We start from the raw sequence: 16,733 nt of genomic DNA, 5'->3' as shown, positions 1-16,733 counted from the left end.
CGGCGGAGCGACCCCGCACTGCGGGGTGCCGACGTCCTGTCCCACCTCCCGGTTAGGCTCGCTGCGGCGCGCCACGCGAGGTGATCGAGCCGGTGAGCGGCACCACACCGCCGAGACCTGGGAGTACGACCAGTTGACCGCACAGCCTGAGACGCTCTACGGGGCCGACGACCTGACCCACCTGGAGGGCCTGGACGCCGTCCGCAAGCGCCCCGGTATGTACATCGGCTCCACCGACAGCCGTGGCGTGGGTCACCTCGTCAACGAGATCCTCGACAACTCCACCGACGAGGGTGTCGGGGGTCACGCCACCCGGATCGAGGTGATCCTGCACGCCGACGGCTCGGTGCAGGTCGACGACGACGGCCGGGGCATCCCCACCGACGTGCACGCCAAGTCCGGCATCTCGGGCGTCGAGCTGGTGCTCACCCGGCTGCACGCCGGCGGCAAGTTCGGCGGCTCCGGCTACAAGACCTCCGGCGGCCTGCACGGCGTCGGCGCCTCCGCCGTCAACGCCCTGTCCCGGCGCTTCGACGTCACGGTCCGCCGCGCCGGCAAGACGCACACCATGTCGTTCCGGCACGGGGTGCCGGGGGTCTTCGACGGCCCCGGCCCCGACGCCCCGTTCACCGCCGGCCCGGGCCTCCAGGTCTCCGGCGCGATGAAGCGCGGCGCGCGCACCGGCACGTCGATCCGCTACTGGCACGACGCCCGGTACTTCGAGACCGGCGCGGCACTGGACACCGAGGCCGTCCGGCTCAAGCTGCGCAACACCGCGTTCCTCGTCCCCGGCGTGAGCTACCTGCTGCGCGACGAGACCGGCGAGGAACCGGTCGAGGAGTCCTTCCACTTCCCCGCCGGCCTGACCGACATGGTGGAGTTCCTCGCCCCGGCCGGCGACCGGCCGGTCTCCGGCACCCTGCTGGTCACCGGCGAGGGCACCTACCGGGAGAACGCCGCCGACGCCAACGGCGTCATGCAGTCCAACGTGCAGCGGCGCGCCGAGGTCGAGGTGGCGTTCCGTTGGGGCACCGGCTACGAGCGCACCGTGGAGTGCTTCACCAACACCATCCGCAACGCCCACGGCGGCACCCACCGCAAGGGCTTCGAGCGCGCCCTGGCCCGCACCCTCGCCGACGCGGCCCGCAACGCCCGGGGGCTGCTCAGGCCCAAGGAGGACACGCCCACCCTGGACGACGTCCTGGAGGGGATGACGGCCGTGGTGCACGTGCGGATCCCCGAGCCGCAGTTCACCTCGCAGACCAAGGACGAGTTGTCCACCGCCGGCATCACCAAGGTGCTCCAGGGGCTGATCGAGGCGCACCTGAAGGCGTGGCTGGAGGACCGCCGCACCAAGGCCGAGGCCCGCACGGTGCTCCAGAAGATCGTGGACGCGGCCCGGGTCCGGCTCACCCAGAAGCAGCAGAAGGACGCCGCCCGCCGCAAGACCGCCCTGGAGGGCGCGTCGATGCCGGCCAAGCTGGTCGACTGTCGCGCGGCGGGCATCGACCGCAGTGAGCTGTTCATCGTGGAGGGGGACAGCGCACTCGGAACGGGGAGACTGGCCCGGTCCGCCGAGTACCAGGCGCTTCTCCCCATTCGTGGCAAGATCCTCAACGTGCAGAAGGCGAACCTCCAGCAGGTGCTGGACAACGCCGAGTGCGCGGCGATCGTCCAGGTGCTCGGGGCCGGCTCCGGGCGCACCTTCGACCTGTCGGCGATGCGGTACGGCCGGGTCCTGATCATGGCCGACGCCGACGTGGACGGCGCGCACATCCGCACCCTGCTGATCACGCTGTTCGCCCGGTACATGCGCCCGCTGATCGAGGCCGGCCGGCTCTACGCCGCGATGCCGCCCCTGCACAAGATCACCACGAAGGGGCGCAACCCGCAGACCGTCTACACCTACACCCAGGCGGAGATGGAGGCGACGGTCCGGAAGCTGGAGAAGTCCGGCAAGCAGATCGTCACCCCGATCCCCCGGTTCAAGGGCCTCGGCGAGATGGACGCCGACGAGCTGTGGGAGACCACGATGAACCCGGCCACCCGGGCGGTCCGCCGGATCACCCTCGACGACGTCGACGCCGCCGAGCGGATCCTGGAACTGCTGATGGGGGAGAAGGTCGAGCCGCGCCGCAACTGGCTGATCGAGTCCGCCGACCGGGTCGACCGGGAGGCGATCGACGCATGAGGACCGCCCGCCGCCCGCCCGCTGCCCCCCGGGGACAGCGCCGCCCGACCGTGGCCCGCCGAGGAGAGAGCTGAACCATGGCACGCCGTAAGAACACCGGTCCCCGGGCGGACCTGGCCGCCTTCGACCAGGCCGGCGCGCGGGTCTTCGACAACCCGCTGGTCACCGAGGTCTCCGACTCCTACCTGGAGTACGCCTTCTCGGTGATCCACTCCCGGGCCCTGCCCGACGCCCGGGACGGCCTCAAGCCGGTGCACCGGCGCATCCTCTACTCGATGCACGAGGCGGGGCACCGCCCCGACCGGGCGCACGTGAAGTCGGCCCGGGTGGTCGGCGACGTGATGGGTCGGTACCACCCGCACGGCGACACCGCGATCTACGACGCGATGGTCCGGCTGGCCCAGGACTTCTCGCTCAACGTCCCGCTCATCGACGGGCACGGCAACTTCGGCAGCCCCGACGACGGCCCGGCCGCCGCGCGCTACACCGAGGCCCGGATGTCCCGGGAGGCGATGCTGCTCGTCGGCGAGCTGGGCGAGGACACGGTCGACGTCGAGCCCAACTACGACGGCTCGCTCACCCAGCCCACGGTGCTGCCGGCCGCGTTCCCCAACCTGCTGGTCAACGGGGCCTCCGGGATCGCGGTCGGGATGGCCACCAACATGATCCCGCACAACCTGGGCGAGGTCGTCTCCGCCGCCCGGTGGCTGATCAACCACCCGGACGCCGACCTGGACAGGCTGATGGAGTTCGTCCCGGGGCCGGACCTGCCGACCGGCGGCGTGCTGCTCGGCCTAGACGAGGTGCGCCGGGCGTACGAGACCGGGCGCGGCGTGGTCCGGATGCGCGGCCGGGTGGAGATCGGCCCCCTGGAGGGCAGCCGGGGCCGGCAGGCGATCACCGTCGTCGAGCTGCCCTACGGTGTGGGGGCCGAGAAGGTCATCGCCGCGATCACCAACGAGGTCAACAAGACCAAGCGGCTGACCGGCATCGCCGACGTGAAGGACCTCACCGACCGGGAGAACGGCACCCGGCTGGTCGTCGAGTGCAAGGTCGGGGTGAACCCGCAGGCGCTGCTGGCCGACCTCTACCGGCTCACCCCGCTGGAGCAGTCCTTCGGCGTGAACAACCTGGTGCTGGTGGACGGCCAGCCCCGGACGCTCGGGCTCAAGGCGCTGCTGGAGGTGTTCCTGCGGCACCGCTACGACGTGGTGACCCGGCGCAGCGCGTACCGCAGGCGCAAGCGTGAGGAACGGCTGCACCTGGTCGACGGCCTGCTGATCGCGCTGCTGGACATCGACAAGGTGGTCCGGCTGATCCGGGGCAGCGACGATGCCCAGGCCGCCAAGGACGGCCTGATGCGGCAGTTCAAGCTGTCCGAGATCCAGGCCGGCTACATCCTGGACACGCCGCTGCGCCGGCTGACGAAGTTCGACCGGATCGAGCTGGAGGCCGAGCAGGAGCAGCTCCGCAAGGAGATCGCCCAGCTCTCCACCATCCTCGACGACGAGAAGGTGCTGCGGAAGGTCGTCTCCGACGAGCTGGCCGCCGTGGTGAAGCAGTTCGGCACCGAGCGGCGCACCACCCTGGTCGACGGCGACCTCAAGGAGGTGCTCGCCGCGTCCGCGCCGGCCGGCCCCCTCGAAGTGGCCGACGACCCGTGCCAGGTGATCCTCTCCGCCACCGGGCTGGTCGCCCGGACCGCGGCCGAGTCGGAGGAGGCGTCCGAGGGGCGCCGCCGCAGCGGCCGGGTCAAGCACGACGCGGTACGCGCGGTCGCGCACTCCACGGCCCGGGGCCGGGTGCTGCTGGTGACCAGCGCGGGCCGGGCGTTCAAGATCGACGTGCTGCCGCTGCCGGTGCTGCCCGAGCAGGCGGGCACGGTGTCGCTGCGCGGCGGCATGTCCGCCGCCGAGCTGGTGCCGCTGGAGCCCGGCGAGACGGTGGTCGGCCTGGCCCCGCTCGGGGCGACGGCCGAGGGGGCGCCGGGGCTCGCGCTGGGCACCCGGCAGGGCGTGGTGAAGGTGTGCGCGCCGGACTGGCCGGTCCGCTCGGACGAGTTCGAGGTGATCGGCCTGCGCGAGGGCGACGAGGTGGTCGGGGCGAGCTGGCTCGCCGACGGCACCGAGACGCTCGCCTTCGTCTCCTCCGAGGCGTCGCTGCTGCGTTTCGCCGCGTCGCTGGTGCGCCCGCAGGGGCCCAAGGGCGGCGGCATGGCCGGCATCAACCTGCCGGAGGGGGTCCGGGTGGTCTTCTTCGGCGCGCTCCGCACCGACGACCCGGGGCACGGCGAGCCGATGGTGGTCACCTCCACGGGCGCGACGGTGAAGGTGACGCCGTTCGGGGCGTACCCGGCCAAGGGACGGGCGACCGGCGGGGTGCGCGCGCAGCGGTTCCTCAAGGGCGAGACGGACCTGGTGGTGGCCTGGGTCGGGTCGCGCCCGGTCGGCGCGACGGCGACCGGTGACCCCGTGGAGCTGCCCCCGGCGGACCCCCGCCGAGACGGCAGCGGCTTCGCCGTCATGCTCGGCCCCTCGGTAATAGGCCACCAGATCGAACGCGACTGACCCCCACCCCCGCACGTCCATGTTGATCAAGAGGTTTGCGTCGGCCCGGCGTTCCCGGGCGACGCGAACCTCTTGATCAACTTTGCTTGTGGGGGTGGCGCGCGGCCGGTCACGGGTGGGGTCAGAGTTCGGGTTCGGGGGCTTGGCGGGGCTGCGGGGTGGTGCCGCGGAGGCGGGCGATCAGGCGCATGCCGTGGTAGATGACCAGGGCGGCGGCGGTGCCGAGGGCGATGCCGTTGAACGAGAGGTCGCCGGCGGTGAGGGTGTAGTTCGCCGCGCCGACGATGAGGGCCACGGCGGCGGTCATCAGGTTGACCGGGTCGTGGAAGTCGACCCGGCTCTCGATCCAGATCCGGGCGCCGAGGACGGCGATCAGGCCGTACAGGGCGGTGGTCGCGCCGCCGAGCACCCCGGCCGGCACGGTGAGGATCAGCGCGCCGAACTTGGGGCTGAGCCCGAGCAGCACCGCCGCCACCCCGGCCACCCAGTACGCGGCGGTCGAGTACACCCGGGTCGCCGCCATCACGCCGATGTTCTCCGCGTACGTGGTGGTGCCGGAGCCGCCGCCGGAGCCGGCGAGCACGGTGGCCAGGCCGTCGCCGAGGAACGCCCGGCCCATGTCCCGGTCCAGGTTGCGGCCGGTCATCGCGGCGACCGCCTTGACGTGTCCGGCGTTCTCCGCGATCAGCACCAGGATCACCGGGATCACCAGCACGACCGCGCGCAGGCTGAACTGCGGCGCGTGGAAGTCGGGCAGGCCGACCCAGGCCGCCTCGCGCAGGGTGTCGACGGCCTTCGGGTCCAGGTCGCCGAGGGCGGCGGCGAGCAGCCAGCCGACCACCACGCCGAGCAGGATGGACAGCCGGGCCAGGAAGCCCCGGAACGCCACCGTGGCGAGCAGGATCGCCACCAGGGTGATCACCGCGATCAGTGGCTGCGCCTTGACGCCGGTGCCGCTGCCGCCGCCGTCCCAGGCCACCGGGGCGAGGTTCAGCCCGATCAGGGCGACGATCGCGCCGGTGACCACCGGCGGCATCAGCGCGTCGATCCAGCGTGCCCCGGCGAGCTGCACGACCAGGCCGACCACGGCCAGCGCGACGCCGGCGACCACGATCCCGCCGAGCGCGGGGCCGATGTCACCGCCGGCCTTCGCGGCCAGCACCGGGGCGATGAAGGCGAACGACGAACCCAGGTACGACGGCAGCCGGTTGCCGGTGAGCAGCAGGAAGAGCAGGGTGCCGATGCCGGAGAAGAACAGGGTGGTGGCCGGCGGGAAACCGGTGATCAGCGGCACGGTGAAGGTGGCACCGAACATCGCCACCACGTGCTGCACGCCGACCCCGAGGGTACGCGGCCAGGAGAGCCGCTCGTCGGGGTGGACCGCCGGCCGGACGGCGTATCCGCAGGGCACCCGCCCGGTGGCCGCGGGCGCGCCGGCCCCGGCGGTGCGCTGTCCGCCGTCGGGACCGGCCCGGGTCAGTCACCGGCGAGCACCGGATCCGGGGCGGTGTCGGGCTGGTCGGGGCGGCCGGTGGCGGGCAGCGCCGGATCCCGGCGGCGCTGCCGCACGGTGGTCGGCGCCGGGTGCGTCGGGCGGAGCGTGAGCAGGCTGCCGACCAGCCCGGAGAAGAGCACCACCACGCCGAGCGCGATGGCGGTGGCCGACGGCAGCACCACCCGGAGGGTCGCGAGCGGGTTCAGGTCGCCGAACCCGTCCAGCCCCCAGTGCCAGACGGCCGCGCCGGTGCCGGCGCCGCCCGCGGCGAGCAGCAGCAGGCCGACGGTGGCGCTGGTCTCCAGCCGCAGCAGGCGGACCCACCGGTCGGCGGCGCGCGGCGGGACCAGTCCTTCCTGCCGTCCGTAGATCTCGGCGAGGCCGCCGAAGAGCACGAGCTGCGCCCCGACCAGCACCATCAGGCAGGCGTAGACCAGGGAGGCGACGTCGAACCGGACCGGGCCGAGGGCCAGCGGGCCGGGGGTGAGCGCCCCCACGCCGACCAGCCCGAGCAGGGCCAGCGCCCCGCCCGGTCGGATCAGGGTCTTGCGCGGGGCGAACACCAGCAGGAAGCGCAGGTGCCGCCAGCCGTCCCGCCAGGTGCGCAGGTGCGGCGGGCGGGACCGGCCGTCGGGCGACAGGGTGGTCGGCACCTCGACGATGTCGTACCCGGCCAGCGCGGCGCGCACCACCAGCTCGGAGGCGAACTCCATGCCCGGCATGCAGAGGCCGAGGGCACGGATCCGCTCGGCGTTGAAGCCGCGCATGCCGCAGTGGAAGTCCCGTACGCCGGACAGCCCGAACAGCAGCCGCCCGAGCCAGCTCAGCACCGGGTTGCCCAGCCAACGGTGCAGGGGCGGCATGGCGCCGGGGGCGATCCCGCCCCGGAACCGGTTGCCCATCACCACGTCGTGCCCGGCGCGCAGCTTCGCGATGAACGGGCCGAGGTCCGACAGCGCGTACGAGTCGTCGGCGTCGGCCATGATGACGTACCGCCCGCGGGCCTGGTCGATGCCGTTGAGCAGGGCGCCCCCGTAGCCCCGGATCGGGGCGTGCACCACCCGGGCGCCGGCCCGCTCGGCGAGTTCCTGCGAGCCGTCGGTGGAGCCGTTGTCGGAGACCAGCACCTCGCCGACGACGCCGCACTCGTCCAGCGAACGCAGCGCCTTGCGGACGCAGGTCTGCAGGGTCTCAGCCTCGTTGAGGCACGGCAGCAGCACCGTGACCTCGATCTCCCGTTCGTTCGTCATGCTTCCCGTTGCTCTCTGCCGTGGTGGGTGCGAGCCGGTCCGGCTCGCGGTCGGCCGGCGTGCGCCGCTCCGGCCGGGTGGGGGTCGACCGCAGCCGCTGCCAGCCGGCCGCTGCGGCGATCGGCAGGAACGCCAGCGCCGGCAGCCCGTAGCGGAGGTCGAACATCGAGGTGGCGACCGAGAAGACCATGATCCCGACGCCGATCCCCGCGTACAGCAGCGCCACCATGGTCAGCCGCAGCCCGCCCCGGCGCGGCCACGCCGCCCCGACCAGCGCGAGCAGGACCATGGCGGCCACGGCTGGCGGCGGGGTGACGGCGTGCCGGCCGTAGGCGTGCAGGAACCGGCTGGCCGCGTTGGGCTCGACGTCCCGCGACGGCGCGGGCTGCCACTGGTAGCCGTCACCGGCGGTGCGCGGCACGCAGTCGTAGTCGGCCGCCCAGTCGGTCGGGGCGGGCTGCGGGCGCCACAGACTGGCCAGGCACGCCTCGGTCGGGCCGAGCCGGCTCGGCCAGAAGTAGCGGCCGGTGTCGGACGCCACGGCGGCCAGGTAGTCGCCCGGCTGCTGCCGGAGCACCTCGCGGGCGAACTCGTCGAGGTCCGCCGGCCGCTCGGCGGCGTGGATCGGGCTGGCCCGGTTCCAGATGAACCAGTCCGGCCGGTCGGGTCGCTGGCCCAGCGGCTGTGTCGGGCAGAGCTTGCGCAGCCCGGCGCGCAGCTCCAGCCGGTCACAGTCGGCTATCTGCGCGGTGCGTCCGTACAGGAACTTCCCGCCCTCCGCGCCGAACGCCTCCTTGACCGTGCCGGTGGCGGCGAAGGCCGTCCCGAACACGGCGACGATGCCCAGCAGGTACGCGGTCGGGGCCCGCCAGCCGCGCCAGGGCAGCAGGAGGAACAGCAGCAGCGCGCCGACGGCGACCACGCCCGTGGGGCGGGTGGCCATGCCCAGGGCGACCGCCACCCCGGCGCCCAGCGCGGCGAGCGGCCCGGGCCGCTCCCGCCGGACCAGCAGCAGCGCCGCGACGGCCAGCGTGGTGATGAAGAGGGTCTCGGTGAGCAGGTACTGCTCCAGCGTCAGCTGGGTGGCGTCGAGCAGCACCGGCGCGGTGGCCAGCGCGGCGACCCACGGCCCCACCCCGAGGCGGCGGCGCAGCAGCAGGTACGCCGCGACGCCCAGGGCGACCCCGGCGACGTGCTGGAGCGCCACCACCGAGGCGAAGGTTCCCGTCCACTCGAAGCCCTTGAGCAGCCACGGGAACGTCCAGCGCGGGGGCATGGCGGGCCACTCCCCAGACATCCGGACGTAGCTGCCCGAGTCGCCCTGGAACCACAGCGCCGGCGCGTAGGCGACCATGGCCGTGACGCGCAGTGCGATCCCCGCGGCCAGCAGGAGGACCAGCCCGACGTGGCGACGCAGCAGGGCGGCGAGGGCGCGGGCGGCTCCCACCCGCCGCGCGGTCGGGCGTCCAACGAGCACGAAAAGCTCCAGAGAAATGCGGAGAGTAACGAACGCGGCCAAGCTAGCACGGCCCGGGACGCCCATGGTTACTCGCAACCGGGCGACCACGTTACGTTTCTGGTCCGCCCCACCGGCCCGGGCGCCGGCGGAACGCGCGGGCCCTGCGACCCCTGGCCCGAACGGTCGCCACGGCGGGACCGACCCGGTACTCTCCGCTCCCTGTCCGGCCGGCGGACCTGGCGACGTGGGCACCGGGCCCGGCCGCGCGCGGGCGGACCCGGGCGGCACCGGGCGGACCCGGCGCGACGGCGTCGGACGCGGCCGGCGGTTCAGGCGACGCCGGCGGGGCGGAACTGGACGCTGACCCGGGGCCCGACGGGCCGGCTGGTCTTCGGGATCGCGTGCTCCCAGGTGCGCTGGCAGGAGCCGCCCATCACCACCAGGTCGCCGTGCCCGAGCGGGAAGCGCAGGCTCGCGCCGCCCCCGCGCGGGCGCAGCAGCAGCGGCCGGGGCGAGCCGAACGACACGATGGCCACCATGGTGTCGGTGTGCGCGGAGCGGCCCTGGGTGTCGCCGTGCCAGGCGACGCTGTCCCGCCCGTCGCGGTAGAGGCACATTCCCGCGGTCACGAACGGCTCGCCCAACTCGGGCGCGTAGTGCGCGGTCAGGGCGGCCCGCGCGGCGGTGAGCACCGGATGGGGGAGCGGCCGGTGGGCGGCGTACCAGCAGAGCAGCCGGGGCACGGCGACCTCGGCGTCGTACATCGTGCGGCGCTCGGCCCGCCACGGCACCTCGGCGAGCAGGGTGTCCAGCACCCGGTCGGAGCCGAGGACCCAGCCGGGCAGGTGGTCCACCCACGCGCCCCGGTCGAGCCGGTGCCGGCGCAGCCGCCCGGCGAGCGGGCCGAGCGCGGGCCCGTCGGCGGTGAGGTCGAGCATGGACGGCTGGTAGGCGGCACCGGACATGCTCCCATCCTAGCGGTGCGTTCGTACACCCGTACGAGTGTGGCGTCCCGTCACCTGCCGGTCACCTGCGGCACACGTGTCCGTCGCCGTCCGTCGCCGGAACGGCCCTAGCGTGGGTCCGCTCCGTCCGGCACCGGCCGGGCACCACCGGCGCCGCGAGGAGACCGTCCGTGCCGAGCCAGCTCACCACCGCCCCGGCCGCCGCGCCGGAGGGGGCCGCCCCGCCCCGTCGGCCGGCCCGGCCCGCCCTGCGGCTGGCCGGGTGGCTGGCACTCGCGTGGCTGGGGCCACTGCTGGCGTACGCCGTCGGCGCCGCCGGGGTGCTGCCGGTGGTGGTGTTCGGGCTGGCCGCCGGGCTGCTGCGGGCCGGCCGTACGCTGCTGGACCGGCTGGTGCTGGCCGGCGCGTTGCTGTTCGGCGCGGTCTGCGCCGCCGGGCTGCTCATCTCGGCCTGGCCGTGGGGCCTGCATCCGGTGCCGGTGGCCGGCGCGGCGCTGACCGGGCTGCTCGGGGTGGCGGCGGCGACCGGCCGACGGCCCCGGCTGCCCCGCCCGGAGGCCGCCGACCTGCTGGCGGTCGGGGCGGCGGTGCTGGCCGCGCTGGCCATGGCCGGGCCCTACCTGCGCGCCGGCGACCTCGCCGGGCGGCTCGCGTACGCGATGACCGGCGAGGACAACAGCCGGCACCTGGCCGCGGTGCAGGGCATCGGGGCGGTGGGCGGCTACCTCTTCACCGATCCGCAGGCGGCGGCCCGGACCACGCCGGAGGCGATGGTCTGGTACCCGCAGGGCTTCCACCTCACGGCGGCGCTGCTGGACGGCTTCCTGCGCTCCGGTGCCCCCGCGGACCCGGTGACCGCCCTGGACCACTACCTCGGCTGGGCGATCGGGGCGTGGGCGGCGCTGGTCCTGGCCGTGCTCTGGGCCGCCCTGCGGCTCGCCGGCCGGTGGCTCGACCTGCCCGGGACGCTGGCCCTGACCGGCGCGGTGACCGCCGCCTGCCTCGGCTCCGAGCTGGCCCGCTTCGTCGTCTACGGCTACCCGGGCGAGAGCGTCGGGCTGGCCGCGACGGTGGTGCTGGTGGCGGTGACCTGCCGTCCGCTGGCCCGCACCCGTACCCAGTTGTGCGTCGTCGGGGCGCTCTGCGTCGCGGTCGGCTTCGCGTACCTGATGTTCCTTCCGGTGGTGGCGGCGCTGGTGCTGGCCTGGCTGGTCCGCGACCGGGGCCGGCTGCGCCACCACCCGCTGCTGCTGGCGGCGGTGGCGCTGGCGACCGTCGCGCTGACCCCGCTGCCCGCCGTCGGCGGCCTGCTGCACACCGACCAGGTGGACAACGTGGCCACCGGCGGGGGCGTCTTCCCCCGCTACGACGCGTTCCTGGCGCTCGGCGGCCTGGTCGCGGCCGGCCTGGCCGGCGGCGGGCTGCGGCTGCCGGTGTGGCGGCGTTACGCCGGCGCGCTCGGCGCGGCCGTGGCCTTCGCGGCCGGTTTCCTGATCTACTTCCGGGCGCTGGGCACCGACCCCCGCTACTACTACGGCAAGACCCTGCACCTGCTGCTGGCGGTGCTGCTCGTCGGCGCGGGCGCGCTGACCCTGCTGCTGCCGGCCGGATGGCGACGGCCCCCCGGACGGGCCGGTGCCGCAGCGGCGGGGCGGGCCGGTGCCGGCGGGCGGCCCGGCCGGCGGTGGCACCGGCTCGACCGGCCGGCGCGGTTCCTGGTCGCGGCGGCGGTGGTGGCGGCCTGCGCCGGGCTGGCCGGCCTGCCCCGGGGCACCGGGATCTTCGCCCAGCCGTTCGGCGACCGGACCACCACCTGGTCGGCGGCCTGGTGGAGCGGGCTGCTGGACCGGCCGCGTCCGGCCGACGTGACCGCGCGGGCCCTGGCCCAGGCGCCGCCGCGCCCCGGCGCGGTCACCGTCGTGGTCAGCACACACCGGCGCGAGGGCTACCTGGCCACCCTGTTCCTGTCGACCCTGCAGGGCACGGCGGGGGCGTCCGGGCCGGCGGTGTACCAGCTTCCGCTGTCCGAACCGGCGCGCTCCGCGGCCCTGGTCGAGGCGGTGCCCGGCCCGGTCCGGTTCGTCGCCGCCGACCCGGCCGCCGCACGGATCGTCGAGGACCTGCTCGCCGCCCGCCCCGACCTGCGCCCCCGGGTAACCACCCAAACCCTGCACTGACCCACCCACCCCACCCCCGTTGCTCCGCCCCGGTGGCTCAGGTGATCAAGAGCTGTGTGTCATCACCAGGCCGGTTTCCTGACGCAAACCTCTTGATCAACGCGGGATGGTGGGGTGGGAGGGGAGGGGAGGAGGGCCAGGAGGGTGTCGGCTACGCGGGAGCGGCCGTGGCCGTCCACGGTGGACCAGGCGCGGGCGGCCAGGGCGGCCCGGCGCTCCGGGGAGGCCAGCAGGGCGCGCAGGGTCCGCGCGGCGTCGGCCCGCGCCGCCCGTCCGGGCAGGCCGGCGGCGGCCAGCGCGGGCAGCTCGCCCAGGCCGGCCACGATTCCCTCGGCCACCACCCGGTGGTACGACTCGCGCTGGTTGTCCACCACGCAGACCAGGGCCGCGGGCGCGCCCAGGCAGCACAGCTCCCAGGTGGACGTGCCGGCCGCGCTGACCACCAGGTCGGCGGCGGTGATCAGGGCGGGCAGGTCGTCGGTGGGCGGGATGGGCCGTAGTGCCTGCCCCCGGCCCGGGATCAGCGCCGCCAGCTCCGCCTCCACGTCGGCGCGGCCGACGACCACCGTCAGGTCCATCGGGTGGCCGGTGGCGAGCAGCACCCGGGCCAGCACCGGCGCAGCCCCGAACGCGTCGGTGCCGCCGAAGAAGGCGAGCACCCGGGGCCGGCCGGCCGGCGTCGGCGGGCGCGGCGCCGCCGGCCGCGCGGCCACCACGGCGTCACGCAGCAGGGGGTACGCCGTCCCGGCGAGCAGCCGGCCGGGCAGCGCCCCGTGCGTCGCCCCCAGGTTCTGGTCCAGGTACACGTCGGCGTCCTGCCCCCGGGTGTCGCCGTCGACGACCGCGAGGGTGACGACCCCCGCCGCCCGCAGCGCCCCCGCCCCGGCCGGGTCCAGCTCGTACGAGTCGAGCACCAGCACGTCCAGATCGTGCCGGCGCGCCGCCGCCACCAGGTCCTCGGGGCGTTCGGGGCCGGGGTGCAGCGGGACGCCCCGGTCGGCGAGCTGCCGCCGCGCCCAGCCGACCCCCTCGACCGTGCCGAAGAACTCGACCCGGGCGCCCCGGGCGAGGAACTCCTCGGCCAGGGCGAGGCAGCGCACCAGGTGCCCGACCCCCCGGGTCGGGCCGGCGTCGCAGCGCACCCCGACGCGTACCGTGCTCAGGACTCCTCCAGCCGCTTCTGCCGTACCGAGGCGTTCAGGGCGCGCAGGGCCGGTTGGCCGTCCAGCCAGTCGGCGAGCTTGGCCAGCGGGACGCTGACGTCGCCGAAGTGGTCGGTCACCGCCCGAACCAGCGCCCAGTCCTCCTCGGTGTCGAGGGTGAGCCGCAGGGCCGACCGGTCCGGGGTGAGCGTCACCCCGAGCACCCGGAACAGCTCCGGGTGGGTGTACGCGTACGAGGTTACGTGCACCCGGTGGTGGTCGGTGGCGATCCGGTGCAGCGTACGTAGCGTGTCGGCCCGGATGATCTCCACGTCCAGCCCGCGCGGCAGGGTACGGGCGATCGAGGTGCTGGCGTAGTCCAGCCCGGGCACGGCCCGGTACACGTCGGCGACCAGCCGGACGACCTCCGGGTCCAGCAGCGGACAGTCCGCGGTGAACCGCATGACCGCGTCTGCGGGGTGCGCCGCCAGCGCCCCGGCGAACCGGTCGAGCACGTCGTCCACGGCCCCCCGGTGGCAGGCCACGCCGAGCCGCGCGCACTCGGCGGCCACCGCGTCGTCGACCGTGTCGGTGCTGGTGGCCACGACCAGGTCGGCCAGCACCCCGCCGTCGGTGGCGGCCCGTACCACCCGGCCGAGCACCGAGCGCCCGGCCAGCAGCCGGAGCACCTTCCCGGGCAGCCGCGACGAGCCCATCCGGGCCTGCACGATCCCCACGATCCGGGTCACCGCTGCTCCTCCCCGGTGGGTCGTGGCCGCAGCGCGTCCGCGGCCCGCCGTCTCGCCGCGCGGGCCCCCCGCCTGGCCAGCCGGGCCGGGGTGACGGCCAGCCGGCCGACCCGGTAGCTGAGCGACCCGCTGAGCAGGTTGATGGTGGCGTCGGCCCGGCGCAGCGCCCGCTCCCGCGAGGTGAGCAGGTCCTCGGTCCAGCGCATCAGGGCCTGCAACCGGGTCAGCTCGGCCCGCTGGCGCAGCCACGCCTCGCGTAGCTGCTGGTGGCTGTCCGACCCGGGCGGTGGCGCGGTCGGTTCGACCGCGCGCAGCTCGTCGGCGAGCGCGGTGCGGGCGGCCCCGTCCAGCCCGCGCAGCGCGGCGGCGACCGCCGCCTCCGCGTCCACGGCCGCCGCCACCGTCGCCCGGTCCAGGTCGTGGCCGGCCGCCCCGGCGAGCACCACGGTCAGCCCGGCCACGTCGAGGGTGGACGACCACGGGTGGGCGTATCCGCCGGTGGCCAGGGCGGCGGCGAATCGCCACAGGCCCCGGGCCAGCGTCACGTCGACGGGCCACGGGTCGCTGGCCCGCCAACTCGCGTCGAGCACCGCGAAGGCCGGGGCCGCGCCGGCGACCACCACGTCGGTGTCGGCGACCACCACGTTGTCGGGGCTGGCCAGGGCGGTCGCCCCGGCGAGCCGGCCGGCGGCGTCGGCGTGCCCGGCGAGCCAGTCGGCGTAGCCGCGCAGCAGCCGGCGCAGGGTGTCCAGGTCGCGGCGCAGGCAGGCGTCGAGCAGTACGGTGCGCAGCAGCCGCCCCTCGGGCACCGGGCCGGTGTGGGCGGCCGGGTCCCGCCAGGCCGCCTCGCGGGTGGCGAACGGGGCGCCGGCCGCCGGCTCGACCGGGTCCGCGACCCGCCACCGCCAGCCGTCCGTCGCCGCCGTCACCTCCACCACGCCGAGCCCGGGTGGCCCGGTCTGCGCCAGCGCCACCGGCAGCCCGCCCGGCCCGCCCGGTTCAGCCGGTTCGGCCGGTTCGGCCGGTCCGGGCCCGGCCGGCCGGCCGGCGTCGGCGGGGGCCCGGTGGGCCAGCGCCAGCCAGCCCGGCGCGAGCGCGCCGGCCAGGCCGGAGTGCAGCGCGTCGACCGCCAGCCGGGCCGGGTCCTGGAGCACCGGCCGGCCGGCGTGACCGCCGGCGCACGCGCCGTGCAGCATCGCGTCGAGCAGCCCGCTGGTGGGCCGCCCGTCCAGCGCGGCGACGTCGACCAGCGCCGTCGGCGCCGCCGCGTCCGGGTACGCGGCGAAGCAGCCGCCCGGGCGCAGCCCGACCCCGGCCAGCCGGCCCCGGAGCTGGTCCAGGTTGGCCGGGCGGCCGACGTCCAGCGCCCCGCCGACCGCCCACTCGGCGTCGCCGCGCCCGGCGTACCAGGGGGTGGCGGAGACCATCCGGGTCAGCCCGGCCGGGTTGTCCAGCCGCAGCAGCAGGGTCCCGCCCGGGGCGAGCACGCCCACCAGCCGCTCCAGCAGCCCGTCCCAGCCGATTCGGGGCCCCTCCACCGACTCCACGGCGTCCAGCCCCGAGGCGGCCACCACCACGTCGAACGTCTTGCCGGTGGGCAGCCCGCCCGGGCCGCCGACCAGCACGCCGACCGACCGACCGCCGGCCCGCTCGGCCAGCGCCACCCCGTCCGGCAGGCTGCGCAGCAGCCAGGTCACCTCGGCGTGGGCCAGCCGGTCGAGCAGGGCGGGGTCGTGCGGGCCGGCGAGCAGCACCCGCGCGCCGGCCGGCACCAGCCGCGCGACGAGCGCCACCAGCGGGCCGCCGTCGGGCAGCCGCCGCTCGGGCAGGTCCGACCAGGCCAGCATCTCCCCGCCGGGCAGGGCGATCCGGGGCGGGGTCTCAGTGGTCAACGGGTTTCCTCCTGGAGGTTCGCCCAACCCAGCAGCTCGCGCAGCTCGGCCGGCGTGCAACGGTGGTCGGTGCCGAGTTCGGCGCGGGCGATCTCGACGGCGGTCGGCAGGTGCACCGACTCGCCGTGCAGTTCCGGCCACTGCCGGCGGATGCGGGCGGTGCCGCCGAACGTCGGGTCCTCGTCGGCGAGGATCATCGGGTCGCCGTAGACGGCGGGCTCGCAGCCGGCCGCGATTCCGTAGAAGATCGCGCTGGTCAGCCGGTTGGACGCCACCCGGCGGTGCCGGCGCAGCTCGGTGAGCTGCCTGTCGAGGAACAGCGGGTCGGTGTCGGACCACCAGTGGCCCCGGTAGCCGTGGCAGATCACCCGGAACCCGGCCCGCTCGTAGAGCCGGCGTACCCGGCGCATCCGGTGCTCGTGCCAGTAGAGGCAGACGGTGACGGGTCCGGGCTCGGTGTCCAGGATCCGGGCGATCAGCTCCCGGTGGTCGCCGCGTACGTGCTGGCCCTCCCAGCCGTGGAACGGGTACCAGATGGTGCCCTCCCGCTCCTGCGCCGGCGGCTCCTCGGGGCGCAGCGACAGCAGGTAGCCGAAGGGCGCGCCGGTCACCACGACGTTGCGCCGCCCCACCGACCAGGCCCGCCGCCGGGTCTGCTCCGACCACAGCAGGCTCGGCGTGCCCTCGACGTACGGGTGGCCGGGGGCGAGCCCGTCGCCGATGTTCCAGCCGTGTTGCAGGTACCCGTTGATCCGCGGCGGGTGCCCGTCGCCGAGCCCGCAGTAGCGGGCCAGTACGTGCGCGTGGCCGTAGAAGTGGTTCGCGTGGTGCATCCGGTCGGCTCCC

At 75.6% G+C, this 16,733-nt stretch carries 11 protein-coding genes; 3 read left to right on the top strand and 8 right to left on the bottom strand.

Annotated features, from left to right (window positions below):
- Positions 1–133 precede the first annotated feature (133 nt).
- Positions 134–2,191 (top strand): type IIA DNA topoisomerase subunit B, encoded by a 2,058-nt coding sequence (locus OOK41_RS24625; protein ID WP_266266864.1) that lies wholly within the window; start codon positions 134–136, stop codon positions 2,189–2,191.
- Between the two features lie 77 nt (positions 2,192–2,268).
- Positions 2,269–4,758 (top strand): DNA topoisomerase (ATP-hydrolyzing) subunit A, encoded by a 2,490-nt coding sequence (locus OOK41_RS24620; RefSeq protein ID WP_266266863.1) that lies wholly within the window; start codon positions 2,269–2,271, stop codon positions 4,756–4,758.
- Positions 4,759–4,879: 121 nt separating this feature from the next.
- On the opposite strand, the gene OOK41_RS24615 is transcribed toward OOK41_RS24620, so the two are convergent.
- The 4 genes from OOK41_RS24615 to OOK41_RS24600 form a co-directional block, all read right to left on the bottom strand.
- Positions 4,880–6,169: a uracil-xanthine permease family protein gene (locus OOK41_RS24615; RefSeq protein WP_266266862.1), complete on the bottom strand. Its 1,290-nt coding sequence runs from the start codon at positions 6,167–6,169 to the stop codon at positions 4,880–4,882.
- Positions 6,170–6,234: 65 nt separating this feature from the next.
- A complete protein-coding gene (locus OOK41_RS24610) occupies positions 6,235–7,503 on the bottom strand; it encodes a glycosyltransferase family 2 protein (protein ID WP_266266861.1) in 1,269 nt (422 codons plus the stop codon).
- Positions 7,445–8,980 carry a glycosyltransferase family 39 protein gene (locus tag OOK41_RS24605; RefSeq protein ID WP_266266860.1) on the bottom strand — a complete coding sequence of 512 codons (1,536 nt, stop codon included), beginning with the start codon at positions 8,978–8,980 and terminating at the stop codon, positions 7,445–7,447. Before OOK41_RS24605 ends, OOK41_RS24610 begins: the two co-directional genes overlap by 59 nt.
- Before the next feature lie 311 nt (positions 8,981–9,291).
- Complete coding sequence (locus OOK41_RS24600) at positions 9,292–9,927, bottom strand: alpha-ketoglutarate-dependent dioxygenase AlkB (RefSeq protein ID WP_117669515.1); 636 nt, start codon at positions 9,925–9,927, stop codon at positions 9,292–9,294.
- A gap of 170 nt (positions 9,928–10,097) precedes the next feature.
- Between OOK41_RS24600 and OOK41_RS24595 the strand changes: the two genes are divergently transcribed.
- The gene (locus OOK41_RS24595; RefSeq protein ID WP_266266859.1) at positions 10,098–12,104 is read left to right on the top strand and encodes a hypothetical protein; all 2,007 of its coding nucleotides are present in this window, start codon (positions 10,098–10,100) and stop codon (positions 12,102–12,104) included.
- A 62-nt stretch (positions 12,105–12,166) separates the two neighbouring features.
- On the opposite strand, the gene OOK41_RS24590 is transcribed toward OOK41_RS24595, so the two are convergent.
- Genes OOK41_RS24590 through OOK41_RS24575 form a run of 4 tightly spaced genes read right to left on the bottom strand, consistent with a single transcriptional unit; the run spans position 12,167 to position 16,720 of the window.
- A complete protein-coding gene (locus tag OOK41_RS24590; protein WP_266267967.1) occupies positions 12,167–13,267 on the bottom strand; it encodes a PseG/SpsG family protein in 1,101 nt (366 codons plus the stop codon).
- On the bottom strand, positions 13,264–13,995 hold the full coding sequence (locus OOK41_RS24585; protein ID WP_266266858.1) for a glycosyltransferase family protein: 732 nt from the start codon (positions 13,993–13,995) through the stop codon (positions 13,264–13,266). The genes OOK41_RS24590 and OOK41_RS24585 overlap by 4 nt, the downstream gene beginning before the upstream one ends.
- The gene (locus OOK41_RS24580) at positions 13,992–15,887 is read right to left on the bottom strand and encodes a class I SAM-dependent methyltransferase (RefSeq protein WP_266266857.1); all 1,896 of its coding nucleotides are present in this window, start codon (positions 15,885–15,887) and stop codon (positions 13,992–13,994) included. The genes OOK41_RS24585 and OOK41_RS24580 overlap by 4 nt, the downstream gene beginning before the upstream one ends.
- Entirely contained in the window at positions 15,884–16,720 is an 837-nt protein-coding gene (locus OOK41_RS24575) for a hypothetical protein (RefSeq protein WP_117669511.1), read from the bottom strand. The genes OOK41_RS24580 and OOK41_RS24575 overlap by 4 nt, the downstream gene beginning before the upstream one ends.
- Positions 16,721–16,733 lie beyond the last annotated feature (13 nt).

This window comes from Micromonospora sp. NBC_01655, assembly GCF_026339755.1.
Lineage (GTDB): Bacteria > Actinomycetota > Actinomycetes > Mycobacteriales > Micromonosporaceae > Micromonospora.
The sequence above is the reverse complement of the archived record's forward strand: the minus strand, read 5'-3'. Positions and strand labels throughout refer to the sequence as shown.

Coding starts and splice junctions, on each gene's coding strand:
- OOK41_RS24620 (WP_266266863.1), top strand. CDS start 2,269: ATGGCACGCCGTAAGAACACCGGTCCCCGGGCGGACCTGGCCGCCTTC.
- OOK41_RS24610 (WP_266266861.1), bottom strand. CDS start 7,503: ATGACGAACGAACGGGAGATCGAGGTCACGGTGCTGCTGCCGTGCCTC.
- OOK41_RS24600 (WP_117669515.1), bottom strand. CDS start 9,927: ATGTCCGGTGCCGCCTACCAGCCGTCCATGCTCGACCTCACCGCCGAC.
- OOK41_RS24575 (WP_117669511.1), bottom strand. CDS start 16,720: ATGCACCACGCGAACCACTTCTACGGCCACGCGCACGTACTGGCCCGC.